This is a genomic window from Flavobacterium sp., from assembly GCF_044368625.1.
Classification (GTDB): Bacteria; Bacteroidota; Bacteroidia; order Flavobacteriales; family Flavobacteriaceae; genus Flavobacterium.
In genome coordinates this window covers 1-18044 of record NZ_JBIPPD010000045.1, presented here as the reverse complement: position 1 = coordinate 18044, position 18044 = coordinate 1, and the positions used below count along the sequence as shown (strand labels likewise).

Below are 18044 nucleotides of genomic sequence, written 5' to 3'. Positions count from 1 at the left end.
TAGGTCCAATTCCTAAAACTTGGAATCGGAACGAAGGTAGTTTCAGAATGATTACAAAAGTAGCCAATGGCTTGAAACATTACACACAAGGATCTACAGGATTTGTAGGTGTTAGCGATGTAACTTCATGCATGATTCAACTTATGGAAAGTGACGTAAAGGGACAACGGTACATTTTGGTTTCAGAAAATTTAACTTATAAGGAAATTACAACTTTAATTGCCGACGCATTACAAGTTTCCCCGCCAAAAAAAGAAGTAAAAAAATGGATGTCCGAATGGATCTGTAAAATCAATTGGATCAAATCGAATTTGTTTTTTCAAAAAAGAACTTTTGTTAAGGCAAATGTGTTATGGTTGCATTCCACAGATGTGTATTCCAATGAAAAAATCAAATCGCAACTTTCTTTACACTTTAAACCGATAGCCTCCGTAATTAAAGAAATCGCTACAAAGTATTAATTTTTGACACTTTCTTTGAATAAAGTATTTTTAATGACGCGGCTTTTTCGCAAGGAATCTCTTTTTTTAAAAGGAATCGCTTCAGTAGCTTTTTTCTCTTTTTTTACTTTTTGTACTGGATTTTTAAGAATTAACGAGTCCAAAACTGCTTTGTTTGCTTGTACCCTTTCGGTTACACGTTGGTACAACTTCTCGTAATCTTCGATATGAGAAGCATAATACTTATCGCTTTGGGCAAATTGTAAACTGTCTACTTTGTATTTATTAAAAATATAATTAGCGGATGTAACATCGTGCTCTATCAAATAATGCACATTGCTTGCTTTTATGGCATTGATTACATACAAATCGTACATAATATCGACCATTTGGTCTTCGTCTACCAAATTTTCAGGTTTCTCAATCGCATCTGATTTGCAATTCAGCAACAACAGTCCTACTGTAATAATTAAAAACAGTTTTTTCATTACAATATCGTTTTAGCGATCAAATGTTAATCGTGCTCCTGCATGTACGTCTTTTACTTTTGAATTGGTATACACCAACTGACCGTTTACAAAAGTATGCGTTACACGTGATTTAAAAGTAGTTCCTTCAAATGGCGACCAACCGCATTTGTACAATATATTGTCTTTATTCACCGTCCAGGGCAAACCCGTATTTATAATTACTAAATCGGCGAAATAGCCTACTTTAATAAAACCTCTTTTTTCAATTCTGAATAATTTAGCAGGATTGTGAGCCATTTTCTCGATAATTTTCTCGATCGAAATTTTTCCTCTGTGGTAGGCTTCAAACATAGCTACCAATGCATGTTGCACCAAAGGACCGCCAGAAGGAGCTTTGGCATATTTCTGATTTTTTTCTTCTAAAGTATGGGGTGCATGATCTGTGGCAATTACGTCAATTCGATCATCAAGTAATGCTGCCCAAAGTGCTTCCCGATCTTCCTCGGTTTTAACGGCCGGGTTCCATTTGATCAAATTTCCTTTCGTTGCATAATCTTTGTCGCTGAACCATAAATGATGTACACACACTTCGGCCGTAATTTTTTTATCTTCCAATGGCATTTTATTCGAAAACAACTCAAGTTCTTTTGCCGTAGAAATATGAAAAACATGCAATCGGGCTCCCGTTTTTTTAGCCAATGCAACCGCTTTGGACGACGAAATATAGCAGGCTTCTGTGCTTCTAATCAACGGGTGATTTGACGTAGGAATATCTTCGCCAAACTCCGCTTCATACTTTTCTAAATTTGCTTTAATAGTCGCTTCGTCTTCGCAATGTACTGCAATCAACATCGGAGTACTGGAAAAAATACGTTCCAAAGCAGCTTCGTCATCAACCAACATGTTTCCCGTTGAGGAACCCAGAAATAACTTAATTCCCGCAACGTTTTTGGGATTGGTTTTGAGTAACTCATCGATGTTGGTGTTGGTTCCACCCATCATAAAGGAGTAGTTGGTAAACGATTTTTCAGAAGCAATTTTGTATTTATCTTCTAATAATTCTTGGGTTACGGCATTTGGAACCGTGTTGGGCTGTTCGATAAAACTCGTAATTCCGCCGGCAACCGCTGCTCTCGATTCGGTAAAAATAGTGCCTTTGTGTGTGAGGCCCGGCTCTCTAAAATGAACTTGATCGTCAATAATCCCAGGGATGAGATAATTTCCTTCCGCATCAATAATTTTGGTAGCAGAGGATTTAGCGCTAATTTGTGAAGCAATTTCCACAATCAAATTACCCTCTATTAACACATCGCCTTCGAAAATTACTCCTTCATTTACAATCTTTGCATTGCGAATTAATGTGGTGTTCGTCATTTTACTTATAGTAGGTTAAACATTTTTTTTAATCTAAGGGCAATTACGCCAAAAATAGCCTCTTTAATAATTGCACCACTCATTTTGGATTGTCCTTTGGCACGGTCAGTAAAAATAATAGGAACTTCATAAAGTTCAAAATTTTTAGCATACGATCGGTATTTCATTTCAATTTGAAAGGCATAACCTACAAATTTAATGCGATCTAAATTTATTTTTTCTAAAACTTCACGACGGTAACACATAAATCCCGCTGTAGCATCATGCACTTCCATTCCCGTAAATAACCGTACATAAACCGATGCAAAATAAGATAGAAGCACGCGACTCAACGGCCAATTGACAACGTTAACTCCCGTTACATAACGCGATCCAATGACAACATCTTTCTGCCCAAAGTGACAGGCATCATATAGTTTTTCTAAATCGTGTGGGTTGTGCGAAAAATCAGCATCCATTTCAAAAACATACGCATAATCCCGCTCCAATGCCCAACGAAATCCGTGGACATAAGCCGTTCCTAAACCCGACTTTTTTAATCTATTTTCAATAAAAAGTCGCTCTGGAAACTCGTGTTGCAACTGAACTACTTTTTTAGCCGTTCCATCTGGCGAATTATCATCTACAATAAGAATATGAAAAGGCTTGTGGAGCGATAAAACCGCCCTGATAATGCTTTCAATATTCTCGATTTCATTATAAGTAGGAATGATAATAATTCCGTAATTCATAAGTGTCTAAATTTCGACTGCAAAAATAAACTATTTATGACGGAAGCGTCCCAATAAAATTATAATAAATAACGGAAATAACAAATAAACGATACAAAAACCAAGCTCCTAATAGGATTGAACAATTAAAAAAACACTAATTTTGCGGCATGATAAGCGAATTAGTTGGACAAGAACGAATCATCGATAATAAAGATTGGGCGACCGCTTTGTTTGTGCTATCATTTGTCATTATAGCCGTAACGAAATCGGCATTTGAAAACCGTTTTGCCGACTTTTCGAAATTATTGGTTTCTAATAAATACAACAAAATTTACAAAGAAAGCTCGCAACTATTCAGTTGGTTCAATGTCGCTTTGATGTCGGTACTATTTGTATCCATGAGCTTTTTCATTCAATTGATTTTGGATTATATAGGATTGGCAAGCCGATACAATTGGATTTTATTTATCCAGCTTCTTACAATGTGCAGCATTTTTATTTTAAGTAAGTTTTTAATAGAAAAGATAATTGCAGTTGCTTTTGACTTTGAAGAGGTTATTGACCAATATAATTTGCAAAAGGTCAATTACCGGACCTACATTTCGTTGTGCTTGCTGCCTATCAACATGTTGCTCTTTTATACGGATAATTTATCAGTATCTGTAATTTACACTTTAATTGCTTTGGTTTTAATAGCAAATGTTTTAAGTTATCTAAATTCTTTAAAAATTTATCAAAAATTCATAATTGGAAAGTTGTTTTATTTTATTTTGTATCTTTGCACTCTCGAAATAGCACCTTACTATTTTGTTTATTATTGGTTTACTAAAAAATAGCGGAAAAGAAAACAGCAAATATGAAAGTGAAAACAATTTTGGTATCACAGCCTGAGCCTAAAGTGGAAAATTCGCCTTACTTCGAATTGCAACAAAAGCATAAAGTAAAAGTAGATTTTCGTCCATTTATACACGTTGAAGGCGTTAGCGCAAAAGACGTTCGACTTCAAAAAATTGATTTCAAAAACTATACTGCAATTATATTAACAAGTAAAAACTCCGTCGATCATTTTTTTAGAGTGGCAGATGAAATGCGTTATAAAATACCAGAGGATTTAAAATACTTTTGTCAGTCGGAAGCTGTAGCGTTTTATTTACAAAAATACGTTGTGTACCGCAAACGCAAAATTTATGTGGGTCAAAAAGACTTTGTAGACATGTCATCATTGATCAAAAAATACAAAGATGAAAAATTCTTATTGCCTGCTTCCGACCAATTGAACGCCGATGCACCACAAACACTTAATAATTTAAAAGTGGATTGGACAGCCGCAACGTTGTACAAAACCGTAATGAGCGATTTATCTGACTTAGCTGATGTATATTACGATGTTTTGGTGTTTTTTAGTCCCACTGGAATCAAATCGTTGTTTAAAAATTTCCCGGATTTCAAGCAAAACAATACTCGAATTGCTGTTTTTGGAAGTACAACACAAAAAGAAGCCTTGGAAAGTGGATTGACTGTTAACATTATGGCACCCACGCCAGAAGCTCCATCGATGACGATGGCAATAGAAAAATATGTAGCCAAAGCCAATAAGGAATCCAAGTAATCCTAATTTCATAAAATTAAAAAAAGGCGAAAACCAATGTGTTTTCGCCTTTTTTTATATGTTTACTAAACTTTTATTCAGGAGCCAATTCTAATTTTAATCCGTCCAAATCATCCGTAATGTGTAATTGACAACCCAATCGGCTATTGGATTTTACGTTAAAAGCTTCAGATAACATTGCTTCTTCGTCGTCGCTTTTTTCAGGTAAAACGAAATCGTTTAAAACATAACATTGACAAGAAGCACACATCGCCATGCCGCCACAAATTCCGATAGTACCTTCGGGGGCTAATTCGTAAGCACGAACAAGTTCCATTATGTTCATGTTCATATCCGTTGGTGCTTCGACGTCATGCGAAACACCATCGCGGTCAATAATCGTTATTTTTACGTCTTGTGCCATTATTTTCTTTTTATCTTCTTTTGTAATAGGTAACCATCAAGTCAATGTTAAATAAATCCGCCCTGCTTTTTTGCTCTAAAAACCGTTCAGTCTACTTTTTTTTCTAGACCAGTGTTATAACTTGAATTGATGATGTCGCAGGCAAAATGCAGTCGTGCTAAAGGCGTTTTGTCTGCATAAAAAAAAACGTGCTTGTCCAGCTCTTCAAAGCCAGATTTTGAAACCACTGTTCGGTTTATTCATTAAGCAACCAAAACTCAAATTCAGAGAATTAAACAATCGATTTCACAATCGCTTTTTCTGCCTCTTTCCGACTTCCGTCAAAACCATCCACACCAGAAACTGTGGTATACTTCAATACATATTTTTTACCGGGATTCATTCGTTGGTACACACTTTGACACATCAAAGTCGCTTCGTGAAAACCACATAAAATCAATTTTAATTTCCCAGGATAGGTATTTACGTCGCCAATGGCATAAATTCCGGGAATGTTGGTTTGGTAATCCAACGAGTTATCAACCTTTATTGCATTTTTTTCTATTTCCAATCCCCAGTTGGCAATTGGCCCTAATTTTGGCGTAAGCCCAAAAAGTGGAATAAAATAATCCGTTTGAATGGTTCGTCGCGCTGCGTTTTCTTCCAAAACAATTTCTTCAAGATGTTCCGCTCCTTTTAAACCGATTACCTCAGCAGGAGTAATCAGTTTGATTTTACCCAAATCTTTCAGTTCTTGTACTTTTTCAACAGAATCCAAGGCACCACGAAACTCATTTCTACGGTGGACTAAAGTTACTTCGGAAGCTACGTTGGATAAAAAGATGCTCCAATCCAATGCCGAATCGCCACCACCTGCTATAACCACACGTTTATTTCTGAATTTTTCGGGATCACGAACAAAGTACTCGATTCCTTTATCTTCGTAAAAATTAAGGTGTTCCAATAATGGTTTTCGGGGTTCAAAACTTCCCAATCCACCGGCAATGGCCACGGCATGCGCTTGAATTTGAGTACCTTTGTCCGACGTTACAATAAAAGTACCATCCTCTTGTTTGTCAATGGTTTCCGCACGTTCTCCGAGTGTAAAACCCGGCTGAAACTGCTTGATTTGTTCCATTAAATTATCTACTAAATCACCCGCCAAAACCTCAGGAAATCCCGGGATGTCGAAAATAGGTTTTTTTGGATATAATTCTGCCAACTGACCGCCTGGTTGAGGCAAAGCGTCGAGAATGTGGCATTTCAATTTGAGTAATCCGGCTTCAAAAACAGTAAAAAGCCCAGTAGGACCCGCACCAATTATTAGAATATCTGTTTGTATCATTTTTTTAATTATTATCTAAAGTGTATCCATCGGAAGCAAAATTCAGAAAAATAACACCTTTTTAATATGATAATTGTCAGTTGCAAATTTCAAAAAAACAATTCCCAGCAAAAATTTGTACTAGGAATATTTCTAGAAGTAATTTTCGAAAAATTAAAATTCGGCCAAGAAATGTTAGGCGATATTGACCACAGTTTCGATTTGTGGTGCATAGTTTTTAATGGTGGTTTCAACACCCGCTCTTAAGGTCATTTGATTGACGCTACAAGAAGTGCAAGCTCCCTCCAAACGAACCGTAACGTGCTTGCCGTTCTCGATTCCTATCAACGAAATGTCGCCACCATCGGAATTTAGAAACGGACGAATTTCGTCGAGCGCTTTCAAAATATTTTGAGTTAATTCTTCGTTTGTCATATAATTATTTATTTTTAAGTCGCAGGTTGCCGTTGCAACAAACTCAAAACTGCAACTGATCACTGGATACTACTTTTTAACAGCAGAGCAACCTGCCATAGTTGTAATTTTTATTGCTTCGGTTGCGGGAAGTGACTCGTTTCGATTCACGGTTTCTTGTACCACATTTCGGGTGATTTCTTCGAAAACTCTTTCTACAATTGAACCCGACTGCAATGCACCAGGTCGGCCGTAATCACCAGCTTCCCGAATGGATTGTACCAATGGAACTTCGCCTAAAAAAGGCACATTTAAATCCTCAGCTAAATTTTTTGCTCCTTGATTTCCAAATATATAGTACTTATTTTGAGGAAGCTCTTCAGGTGTAAAATAAGCCATGTTTTCGATGATTCCTAGAACTGGAACGTTGATACTGTCGGACATAAACATCGATACTCCTTTTTTGGCATCGGCCAAAGCAACTGCCTGTGGAGTCGAAACCACAACAGCTCCGGTAATGGGCAAGGATTGCATAATCGACAGGTGAATATCGCCTGTTCCGGGAGGTAAATCGATTAAAAGAAAGTCAAGTTCGCCCCAATCGGCATCAAAAATCATTTGATTCAATGCTTTTGAAGCCATAGGACCTCGCCAAATAACAGCCTGACTTGGTGCCGTAAAAAATCCGATAGAAAGAATTTTTACTTCGTAACTTTCGATGGGTTTCATCTTTGATTTTCCATCTACCATTACCGAAATGGGTTTGGCCGATTCAACATCAAACATGATAGGCATCGAAGGCCCGTAAATATCCGCATCTAAAACGCCCACTGAAAAACCCATTTTGGCCAATGTTACCGCTAAATTGGCAGTAACTGTTGATTTTCCAACACCTCCTTTTCCAGAAGCAACGGCAATAATATTTTTAATACTTGGTATTGCTTTTCCTTTTATTTCGTTGGCTTTTTCAGGCGCTTCTACTTTGATGTTCACTTTAACTTTGGCATCCGGAGAAAACTTTTCGTGAATCAATTTTCGGATATCGTCTTCTGCACGTTTTTTTATGTGCATTGCAGGAGTCGTGAGTACTAAATCGATAATTGCTTCTTCCCCAAAAGTTACCACATTTTTTACCGCTCCACTTTCCACCATATTTTTACCTTCGCCTGCTACAGATATGGTTTCTAGCGCTTTAAGTATTTCTTTTCTATCTAATTTCATGTTGAATGCTGCTGTATTTTAGTCGGAATCTGGGAAAACAGATATCCGTTTATTTAAACTAAATTTTGATTGCAAAGATAGTACGAAATGTTGTGAAAAGAAAGATAAAGAATTGGTTTTGTTTATGGGGTTATTGCCAAATTACAAATCATTTTTTTGAATCAATTTTATTTTGCAAACTGTAAATTGACTTTGCAGTTTGTTTTTTAAAAAAGCGTATTCTGAAGACAATAAATTATTTTTAGCACTTGAAAATGAAAAAGCATCTACAGATCCCGAAGCAAATTTGGCTTGTGTTGTTTTGAACGAAGCTTGTGCTAATTGCAGCATTTGGGCTAATTTTTCTTTAATTAGCAAATAGTTTGCTTCATTCTTAGATTCAATTTCCAACTGTTGTTGGACAAGCAAGCGTTCTTTTTCGAGTTTTAAATTCGATTTTTCGATGTCAATTTTTGCCGCTTGTACCAAACGATTGTTTTTAAAACCGTTAAAAACAGGAATGGAAAGCTGCAATCCCAACTGTTGATTTTTATTATTACCCATTTGATTACTGAAACTTTCTATTGTTCCACCGGATTGGGTCAAGGGTTTGTAATAAAAAGAGGAAAGTTGATAAAACGTTGATAATAAGGGTAATTTTTGGGCTTGTTGTGCTTTTAATTCATTTTTCGCACTTTTAAAATACAGTTGAGCCCATTTGATTTTTGGATGGATGACCTCACTTTGATTGCTTTGAATTTCGGCAAATGTATTATCGAGTTTAATATCTGTTTTGACAGCCTCACTGTAGTTGAGCAACTGAAACAGCTGCGAAATTTGAATTTCAAACAATTGAATTGTTTCGAGTAATTGCTTTTCTTCTTGTGCGAAGGCAAATTGGATGTCGTATAAATCACTTTTTGGCTTGCTTCCAATTTCAATTTCTTTGGTAATCCGATTTAAGTTAAATCGAGTGTTTTCCAACTGTTGTTTCTGAATTTCGACTAATTCTTGTGTAAAAAGTGCTTGATAGAAACTTTCCAAAATTTGAAGTTTGTATTCATTTTCGATAATTTCTTGTTCGGCTTTTGCCAATTCTATTCCGATCTTTGATTTCTGTGAATTGGCAATCGCACTAAAATCCAATAGATTCATTTGGGCATTCATGGAAAAATTATCATACAGAATATTCGAGCTCACTCGCGCATTGGTTCCAGGATTAATTGTAGAGCCAAAATTATAACTGTGGCTTCCAGAAAGACTAATGCTTGGTAATAGTTCGTTCAAAATTGAAATTCGAGATTTTTGAGTACGCTTCACTTCAAGTTTTTGAATCTTTACGGCAATGTTATTTTCGAGACCTGCATTAATACATTCCTGCAACGACCAAGTGGTTTTTTGAGCGTGTACAAACTGCACTGCCAGAACTAACAGTAAACTTAAGATTGTTTTCATATTTGACATTTTTCGGAACACAGATTTAAGAAATTCTAAAAATTTTTAAAATTTCTCTAATTTTATAAATCTGTGTTTCTTTAATTTTTTGATATTGAAATTGCAATTGAATTACTCGTATTTCAAATACTTCAAAACATCCACTTTTGTAGCTTGGTAAGCCCGAGATAGCACTACAATTAAAGTCAAAATGAGCAATGCAAAAAAGCCGATTACAAAGGGTAGAATTGAGATTTCTATTCGGTATGCAAAATTTTCAAGCCATAAGTTCAGCAGATAATACACTGGAAATATGGCAATTAAAAATCCTACAACACAAAACAACACATATTGTTTTGAAAGCGCGACAAGAAGCACATTTGTTTCGGCACCCAGTGTTTTTCGGATGGCAATTTCCTTCATTCGTCGTTGAATTGAAAAACTCGCCAAGGCAAACAATCCAAAAAGTGCAATCAGAATAACGATAAAGTTCATTAAGGAAAAAAGATTTTTTTGGTTAACATAGCTTTGATAGGTTCGAGCGTAATTTTTGTCCACAAAATCATATGTAAATGGATAATCCCCATCGACATTTTTTACCCAGAATTTTTCTATATTGGCAATAGTTTGCTCCCTATTTTCGGGCGAAATTTTGACGTGAATTTTTGTCATATTGTAAGAGATCCAATCTATGGTTTTGAAGTGAAAAAATGCCATTGGAGGAACGTTTGATTGAGGACTGTACAAGTTGAAATCGCTCACTACTCCGATAATTTTAAGTTTCTTATCGTTCCAATTGACTACTTTTCCTATTGGGTTTTTCTCGTTCATTAATCGCAATGCAGCTTCGTTAATCATCATTGAATTAATGGTGTCGGAAGCAAATTTGGATGAAAAACCTCTTCCTTTCATAATTTTTATCTCCATCATTTCCAACATTCCAAAATCAACTCCCATATTTTGTCCCTGAATTTTAATTCCATTATAAGAAAAGGACGAAGAAGAATTATTGTCATTTCCAAAATCAAAAGCACCTGTATTTACTTCTGCTACTCCTTGTATTTTAGAAATCTCTTGTTTGATTAATTCATATTTTCTAAAAATTTCTTTAGCTCCATTTTCAATTTGATTTAAATTTTCTTTTTCAAGAACATCTTCATTGTTTATTTCAATAGATAAAATTTGATTCCCGCTAAAACCCACTTCTTTGTTAGAAAGATAATGTACTTGCTCGTAAACAATATAAGAACCAATACTGAAAAATGAGGCTATCGCAAACTGCAAAATCAGCATTCCGTTGCGAAGCCAAATCCCGCTTTTACTTCTGGAAAAATTTCCTTTTAACACTTTTAGTGTTTCAAAATTAGAAACATAGATTGCTGGAAAAACGCCTGCAGAAAGTATGATGACTACAAAAATTAAAATGAGTTGCACGTAAAATTGTTCGCCAAAAATGAGCAGCTTTTTACCTAAAAATTCATTGTAATAAGGCAAAGAAAGTTCTACAATTACCAAGGAAAGTAAAATAGAAAACGCAACAGTTATTGAAGTTTCAAATAAAAATTGCTTTACAATATTGCCTTTTGACGCTCCAAGAATCTTTCGAACCCCTACTTCCTTGGCTCTTTTTATAGCATTGGCTGTAGCCAAATTAATATAATTAACCACCGACAAAATCAAAATTAAAACCGACAAAACTACCATAATTAACAGAAATTGATAATTCCCTTTTCCTTCTGGATAACCGTCTAAATTTGAATTCAACCGCGCTTTTGTCAAAGGTTCTAAAATGATTTTCAATCCCGATTCTTTAAGATTTTTCTCAATTGTTGCAGATGATTCTCCTTCTTTTTTACCCCAAAGTCGCTCTCGATGATTGTAATACAGATTTTCGATTTTTGATTCTACTTTTGCAACGTCATCGGGATTTTTAATTTTTAAATACAATCCAAAATTAAAATTACCCCATTGATTTTGTTGCTCCTTAATTTGTTTGTCGGATTTATTAATCACAACATTAGGTGCAAAACTTGAATTTTGTTCTAATCGATAAACTCCTTGAACAACGACAGGCTTTTTATTTAGCAAAAATGTTTTCCCTACTGGATTTATAGTGCCAAAGATAGCCGTCGAAGCTTTTTCAGAAATGGCAACGCTTTGCTCGTCTTTTAAGACATTTTGACTACTTCCGTAAATAAAAGGAAAAGGAAAAAAGTTAAAAAAGTTCTTTTGAGTCGACAAAACACCATTTAACATCTGCTTTTTATCTCCGTAACGTATCAAGTAATTTTCGTACCAATTATCGGTATAAAAATAATCTTCAACTTCCGGAAAATCTGTCTTCAAATAAGATTCAAGTCCAGCAACCGAATGCGGCCAAAAAGCCCCGTTTCGCAAATCTGTTTGTACTTGATAAACTACTTCTTTCTCCGAATTCCATTCATTATAACTATGTTCGTCATTCCAATATAAAATCGCAAATATCAATCCCGCAATCCCAATACTCAAACCTAAAACGTTCAAAAACGTAAAAAGCTTGTTGTTTTTAATGTGGTAAATGAAAAGGTGAGTCCAATTTTTTAGCATGATAGCCCCCTAACCCCCAAAGGGGGAACAGCTAGAGGTGAGCTGGGTTTTAATTAATTGAGTTATTTTTTTACAACAGAACCAGAAGAACTTACTTCTTTAGTTATATTTTCGGGATTTCCATAGACCACAACATCAGCACTTGAGGACGCTTTTGCTTCTGCTGATTTCGTAGCATGAACCGAAACATCGGCTGATGAACTTGCCAAAACAGTGGCGTTCTCAACCAATAATTTTTTCAAATCACAAGAAGAAGAACTACTTGCTTTTACTGTAATGGCTTTGGCTGTGCCAGATAAGGTCACATCACTCGAACTACTCGATTCAATTTCCACAGCGTTAGCAGTAACCATTGCCGAAACATCGCCACTTGACGAGGCATCAATAAATAAATCTGAACATTCAAAGGTTCCTGCAACACTTCCTGATGAACTTACCACCAGTTCCAGTTTAGAAGCTTTATTGGTATTCATAAATTTCAAATCTGCCGATGAACTCACTTTCACCGCTTGTAAATTTGGTCCTGAAACCGTAATTTTCAATACCTCAAACCGTACACCGTTGATAATACTAATGTTGTTGCCTTTCTTTTTTCCCTTACTTTTTTTCGACTTATAGTCTTTTGTGTCAATGGAAAGTACCAATGTTCCGTTGACAACTTCTGTTTTTATAAGCTTCATTTTTTCGGCATCGTCTGTTTCAACTCTTACACTGACGTTGTCTGAAATAGTATAGGAAACATCAATTGAGCTCGACGCTTTTAATTTAGAAAAATTAGCTACTTCTCTATTTTCTGAAATTTGAGCGGTTAAAAAACCTGTAAATAATAAGGTTGTGAAAATGATAAATTTGTTCATAATAATTGGTTTTAAGAGATTAATACGTCTACGTTTTTACTGTTGTTTTTTTCAGAAAGTATTGCTCCATCTTTCATCAAAATGGTTCTTTGCGAAAAAGAAGCGTCATAATTGGAATGGGTTACCATCAAAATGGTCGCTCCTTGTGCATGCAAATCCGTTAAAAGTTCCATCACTTCATTTCCGTTTTTAGAATCTAAATTTCCTGTTGGCTCGTCGGCCAAAATGATTTTCGGATCGTTAATCAAAGCTCTAGCTACCGCCACGCGTTGTTGTTGACCGCCTGAAAGTTGCTGTGGATAATGCTTCAACCGGTGTGAAATTCCCAAACGCTCTGCTATTTTTTCAACTTTTAATTTACGTTCAGAAGCAGGAATATTGTTGTAAATCAAAGGTAATTCGATGTTATCATACACCGACAATTCGTCAATTAAATTAAAATTTTGAAAAACGAAACCAATATTTTCTTTTCTGAATTTGGATTTTTGTTGCTCTTTCAAACCCATCATTTCATGATTCAGCAATTCATAACTTCCCGATGAAGCACTGTCTAAAAGTCCTACAATATTCAGAAGCGTTGATTTTCCACTTCCTGAAGCACCCATAATAGTAACAAAATCGCCTTGATTGATTGTGATTGAAACCGCGTTTAACGCTTTTGTTTCTACTTCTTCCGTTTGGAAGATTTTTGATAAATTTTTGATTTGTATCATATTAGCCCCCTAACCCCCAAAGGGGGAACAGCTAGAGGTAAGCTGGTTTTATAATTATTTCTTATTATTCACTATTTTTAATTCCCCCTTTTGGGGCTAGGGGGCAAAATTCAATACTTCAACATCCTTATAATCTTTATAACTCGAAGTCACCACTTTTTCGCCTTCTTTTAATCCTTCTAAAACTTCATAATACAAAGGGTTTTCTCGGCCTAAAGTAATGTTTTTCCGAATGGCTTCATTTCCTTTCACTACAAAAATCCATTTTCCAGAAGTGTCCTGATAAAAACCACCTTTCGAAAGCAATGTAGTCTTCTTTTTTTCGGATAAATTTATTTTTACTCCAAAAGTTAATCCTTGATTGAGTTCTAAATTTTCTTCATCCACAAAATTAAGTTCTACAATAAATCTACCGCTTTTTATTTCCCGAATCACTTTCTTAATTTGCACTGCAATCGTTTTTGCATTAAATTCAACACTTCCTTTTTGTCCTTCCGAAACACGTTCCAAATAAAACTCATCCACTTCAGCTAATAATTTGTAACCCTTCATCACATCGATTGTTCCAATACTATTTCCTTGAACATAGGTTTTTCCTAAAATGGGTTCAAACGAAGAAAGTCGGCCAGAAAGTGGGGCAACAATCAAGAAATTGTTTTTATTTTTCCGCAAAACGGTCAAACTTTTATTCATAATCCCAATCGATTGATTCAATTGTCCGATTTGAATACTATTGGCTTGCTTTTCTTTGCGAACGCTTTCTTTAATAATGTCCATTCGTTCTTTCTGAAAACGATAATTCTCTTGCGTTTTTTGCCATTCATTTTTAGATAAAATTTCTTGCTCGAACAATTTCTTATTTAAATCAAACAAATCTTTCGCATCTATAAAGTCATGTTCGATACTTATTAAATCTTTTGCCAAATTTAACTCTTGGTTCCGCAAATCGAGTTTTGCTTTATTTAAATTATTAATTTGCTCTATAATCGCAGTTTCTTGCTGCATGTACGTCAACTCCGTATTGGGATTATACAACCGAACCAAAGGTTGACCTTGGATAACCTTGTCGCCATTATTGACAAAAATTTCCTGAACCGCTCCTCCTTCAATCACATTGACTAAAATGGAATTTAAAGGCGTGACTTTTGCCTGAAATAAAATAAAATCTTCAAAATACCCGTCCTCCACTGTTTTAATTGCAATTTCTGATTTGTTTACATTCAAACTTCTTTTTTTTGTCAAAGATGTCGTCAGGAAATATCCCAAAATCAATAACAGCGGTAAAGCTACTAATACATACTTTTTTTTGTTATTTTTACGTTTGATGAGGGTGTCCATTACTATTATTTTCATCGGATAATAGAAATTTTGTGCCAAAATTTAAAAAAATGTAACACCTTGATTTTAGATAAAATACCAATTTAATAAAAAACGGAGTGTTCATTTTCGAACACCATTTGTCCGAAAGTGAACGCTTCATGAAAAAAACAAACGCTTCAATACTCATCATCGACGATCAGGAAGACATACTTTTCACAGCAAAAATGCTGTTGAAAAAACATTATGAGACGATTTATACTTTAAATAACCCTAAGAATGTGGTCCAACTTGTAGCAGAAAGCGAAATTGATTTGGTTTTGCTCGACATGAATTACCGCATCGGTTTTGAGGACGGTCGAGAAGGTTTATATTTTTTAAAAGAGATCAAAACCCTTTCGCCCAAAACCATAGTGATTTTAATGACCGCTTTTGGCAAAGTCGAAACCGCTGTGGAAGGCTTGAAAAATGGTGCTTTCGACTATATTTTAAAACCTTGGGACAACGAAAAACTGTTAGACACCATCAAAAAAGGCATTGTCGAAGCACGAAGAAACAAGAAAAAAAATACTGTTGAAGCAACAACTGCTGATTATTTTATTGGCACCTCAAAGCCAATAGAAAAAGCATATGCATTGGCAAATAAAGTAGCACAAACCGATGCAAACGTCTTGATTCTTGGCGAAAATGGAACAGGGAAATATGTTTTAGGTCGTTACATTCACGAGAATTCAGCACGCAAAAACAATGCGTTCATTCACGTTGATTTAGGTTCGCTCAACGAAAATATTTTTGAAAGTGAATTGTTTGGCTATGCCAAAGGTGCATTTACTGATGCAAAAGCCGACACAATCGGAAAATTGGAAGCGGCTCAAAACGGTACGATTTTTTTGGATGAAATTGGGAATGTACCGCTGCATCTTCAATCAAAGTTACTACAAGTTATTCAAACCAAAACGGTAGTCCGACTTGGAGAAACTAAGCCCCGTAAAGTTGACGTTCGGATTCTTACAGCAACGAATCTCAATTTGAAATTAGAAGTAAATGCCAAAAATTTTAGGGAAGACTTATACTACCGCATCAATACTATGGAAATTACGCTCCCTGCTTTACGCGAACGCATTGAAGATAAAATCCCGTTGGCGCATTTTTTATTGCATAAAATGATTTTAAAATACGAAAGAGCGTCCATTATTTTTGAGGAAAAAGCCTTGATTCAAATTGAAAATCACGCTTGGAACGGAAACATTCGCGAAATGGAAAACCGCATTGAACGTGCTGTTATCCTTTGTGAAAACAACGTGATTCATTCGGCTGATTTAGATTTGGAAAACATCACAAAATTTGAAACGCCCGATGAATTTCAGCTCTCCGACATTGAGAAAGTAGCCATAGAAAAAGTGTTGTTTAAAAATGACTTCAACATCAGCAAATCGGCAGAAGAATTGGGATTGTCAAGAGCGGCTTTGTACCGTAGAATTGAAAAATACCATTTGATTACCGACGTTGAGAAACAAAAAAAAGGTTGAGATGTTTGCCAATTTAAAAATATTCCACCAACTATTTATTCGGATTTTGTTCCTGATTTTGACTATTGGAATGCTGTTTTATTTGGTTCAAAAAAACTTTGTATACACCAGTATGTTATTGGCAATATTGGCGTTGCTGCTTTTTATTGAACTGTATTTTAATTTAAAAAATGCATTTTTGTTTTACGACAAGACCATAAACGCCATCTTGAATCGCGATTTTTCAGCAGATTTTTCAAAGAACAAATCCAAGGGCGATTACTTAAAGTTGTTTGAATTGTATGCTACTTTGAAAACAACACACAACGAACATATTTCGAAAGACCTCATTTATAAATCGATACTCAACAAGGTTGAAACCGGAATCTTGATTTTGCAAAAAAACGAAGACACATGGGATGTTTTCTTGATGAATGACTTTTTTTCAAAACATTTTGAAGTACCAAAAGTGTCTAAATGGAAGTATTTAAAAAACCAAATGCCTGCACTTTGCGGTGTAATTGAAGAACAAAATTTTAGCGAAATTAAAACTTTCTTACAAATTAGGGTTAATGAGAAGGAAACGCAAACTTTTGTAATGCAGTCGGCCCGAACAAAGATTTACGAACAGGAGTATTATGTCGTTTTATTGGACTCCATCCAGAAAGTTATTGAGAAAAAAGAAAAAGAAGCTTGGGTAAATTTGATGAAAGTGATTTCGCATGAATTGCTCAACTCGCTAACGCCGATCCGGTCGCTATCCCAAAATTTAAAAGAAATTGTAAACCAAGAAACCTTGAGTTCGGAAGATTTGCAAGACATCAAAGAAAGTGTCGAAACGATGTACAACCGGAGTAATCATCTGCAAGAATTTGTAGAAAGTTACCGCAAACTTGCCATGTTGCCTTCGCCCCAGAAAGAAAAAGTTGAACTCTCTGTTTTAGTCGAAAATTGCCTTCAAATTATGAAACCACTTTTTAAAAAAGAAGGTGTTTTAGTTACAAACAAAATCAATTTTAAACGCTGGATATTAGTCGATTCAAATCAAATGGAACAAGTTTTTATCAATTTACTGACCAATAGTTTATTTGCTTTAGCCGAAAAAAAATCAAAGGAAATCCTAATAAATGCCGAGTCGAAAGACAAACGAATGTACCTTACAATCGCCGATAATGGAACGGGTATCGAACCCGAAATTGAAGACAAAATATTATTGCCCTTTTTTACCACAAGAAAAGATGGAGCGGGAATAGGCTTAACGCTTTCCAAAAATATTATCGAAGCACATGGCGGTTATCTTTCGTTTAAAAGTGATAAGAAAACGACTCAATTTACCGTTTGCTTGCTCGAATAATTTTGTCCGAATCTGAAAAGCTTTTTACTTTATTTAATAAAAAGGAGTTTCGATTGATTGCTAAATTCTGAGATCGTAATCTTTTTACTGCTCCTTTGGAACCACTAAAACCACTTCTTTAAACCGGTGAAAAAAGGTAGAATCTGACTTAATATTTTTCTCAATAACCATATTTGGAGCAATTACATTGTTATCGCCAATGCTAATATTTGGAATGGTTACAGTATTTAGTCATTCCTTAAATATGTTATAACAATCTGTCTGTTAATAACTTGTATATAAAAATAGTAATAAAAAGCGAAGTTAAATTGCCAAAAAGAGTATATTTAGGTAAAAAAAAGTGGCAATA

Annotated in this window: 17 protein-coding genes and 1 pseudogene; 5 read left to right on the top strand and 13 right to left on the bottom strand. The window is 35.2% G+C overall.

Translation table 11 applies throughout. The features are described 5' to 3' along the window. Positions 1-461, top strand: a pseudogene (locus ACIQ2X_RS05540) (NAD-dependent epimerase); the annotation flags it as partial. Here ACIQ2X_RS05540 and ACIQ2X_RS05535 read toward each other — a convergent pair. The 3 genes from ACIQ2X_RS05535 to ACIQ2X_RS05525 are packed head-to-tail and all read right to left on the bottom strand — an operon-like array spanning position 458 to position 3015. Further along, positions 458-928, bottom strand: coding sequence for a DUF4296 domain-containing protein (locus tag ACIQ2X_RS05535; RefSeq protein WP_396177923.1), 471 nt, complete (start codon positions 926-928; stop codon positions 458-460). The pseudogene ACIQ2X_RS05540 and the gene ACIQ2X_RS05535 overlap by 4 nt on opposite strands. 12 nt (positions 929-940) lie before the next feature. Further along, a complete protein-coding gene (locus tag ACIQ2X_RS05530; RefSeq protein WP_396177922.1) occupies positions 941-2284 on the bottom strand; it encodes a dihydroorotase in 1344 nt (447 codons plus the stop codon). 5 nt (positions 2285-2289) lie between these two features. After that, positions 2290-3015: a polyprenol monophosphomannose synthase gene (locus tag ACIQ2X_RS05525; protein WP_396177921.1), complete on the bottom strand. Its 726-nt coding sequence runs from the start codon at positions 3013-3015 to the stop codon at positions 2290-2292. A gap of 149 nt (positions 3016-3164) precedes the next feature. On the opposite strand from ACIQ2X_RS05525, the gene ACIQ2X_RS05520 reads away from it, so the two are divergent. Further along, entirely contained in the window at positions 3165-3833 is a 669-nt protein-coding gene (locus ACIQ2X_RS05520; RefSeq protein ID WP_396177920.1) for a DUF4271 domain-containing protein, read from the top strand. 20 nt (positions 3834-3853) lie between these two features. Beyond that, positions 3854-4606: a uroporphyrinogen-III synthase gene (locus ACIQ2X_RS05515; RefSeq protein WP_396177919.1), complete on the top strand. Its 753-nt coding sequence runs from the start codon at positions 3854-3856 to the stop codon at positions 4604-4606. Between the two features lie 73 nt (positions 4607-4679). Here ACIQ2X_RS05515 and ACIQ2X_RS05510 read toward each other — a convergent pair whose 3' ends face one another. The 10 genes from ACIQ2X_RS05510 to ACIQ2X_RS05465 form a co-directional block, all read right to left on the bottom strand. Further along, positions 4680-5009 (bottom strand): ferredoxin, encoded by a 330-nt coding sequence (locus ACIQ2X_RS05510; protein ID WP_396177918.1) that lies wholly within the window; start codon positions 5007-5009, stop codon positions 4680-4682. 86 nt (positions 5010-5095) lie between these two features. Next, complete coding sequence (locus ACIQ2X_RS05505) at positions 5096-5236, bottom strand: hypothetical protein (RefSeq protein ID WP_396177917.1); 141 nt, start codon at positions 5234-5236, stop codon at positions 5096-5098. Between the two features lie 44 nt (positions 5237-5280). Beyond that, entirely contained in the window at positions 5281-6333 is a 1053-nt protein-coding gene (locus tag ACIQ2X_RS05500) for an NAD(P)/FAD-dependent oxidoreductase (protein WP_396177916.1), read from the bottom strand. 174 nt (positions 6334-6507) lie between these two features. Continuing rightward, positions 6508-6747: a NifU family protein gene (locus ACIQ2X_RS05495; protein ID WP_396177915.1), complete on the bottom strand. Its 240-nt coding sequence runs from the start codon at positions 6745-6747 to the stop codon at positions 6508-6510. 69 nt (positions 6748-6816) lie between these two features. Continuing rightward, positions 6817-7947 (bottom strand): P-loop NTPase, encoded by a 1131-nt coding sequence (locus ACIQ2X_RS05490; protein ID WP_396177914.1) that lies wholly within the window; start codon positions 7945-7947, stop codon positions 6817-6819. Between the two features lie 141 nt (positions 7948-8088). Next, positions 8089-9381, bottom strand: a complete 1293-nt coding sequence (locus ACIQ2X_RS05485) for a TolC family protein (RefSeq protein WP_396177913.1) — start codon at positions 9379-9381, stop codon at positions 8089-8091. Positions 9382-9492: 111 nt separating this feature from the next. Next, a complete protein-coding gene (locus tag ACIQ2X_RS05480; RefSeq protein WP_396177912.1) occupies positions 9493-11883 on the bottom strand; it encodes an ABC transporter permease in 2391 nt (796 codons plus the stop codon). Positions 11884-12008: 125 nt separating this feature from the next. Next, positions 12009-12803, bottom strand: a complete 795-nt coding sequence (locus ACIQ2X_RS05475; protein WP_396177911.1) for a GIN domain-containing protein — start codon at positions 12801-12803, stop codon at positions 12009-12011. A gap of 11 nt (positions 12804-12814) precedes the next feature. After that, on the bottom strand, positions 12815-13516 hold the full coding sequence (locus ACIQ2X_RS05470) for an ABC transporter ATP-binding protein (RefSeq protein ID WP_396177910.1): 702 nt from the start codon (positions 13514-13516) through the stop codon (positions 12815-12817). A 96-nt stretch (positions 13517-13612) separates the two neighbouring features. After that, positions 13613-14869 carry an efflux RND transporter periplasmic adaptor subunit gene (locus ACIQ2X_RS05465; RefSeq protein ID WP_396177909.1) on the bottom strand — a complete coding sequence of 419 codons (1257 nt, stop codon included), beginning with the start codon at positions 14867-14869 and terminating at the stop codon, positions 13613-13615. Between the two features lie 125 nt (positions 14870-14994). On the opposite strand from ACIQ2X_RS05465, the gene ACIQ2X_RS05460 reads away from it, so the two are divergent. Together ACIQ2X_RS05460 and ACIQ2X_RS05455 are read left to right on the top strand one after the other, a co-directional pair. Beyond that, positions 14995-16362 carry a sigma-54-dependent transcriptional regulator gene (locus ACIQ2X_RS05460; RefSeq protein ID WP_396177908.1) on the top strand — a complete coding sequence of 456 codons (1368 nt, stop codon included), beginning with the start codon at positions 14995-14997 and terminating at the stop codon, positions 16360-16362. Between the two features lies 1 nt (position 16363). Beyond that, positions 16364-17695, top strand: coding sequence for a sensor histidine kinase (locus ACIQ2X_RS05455; RefSeq protein WP_396177907.1), 1332 nt, complete (start codon positions 16364-16366; stop codon positions 17693-17695). Positions 17696-18044 lie beyond the last annotated feature (349 nt).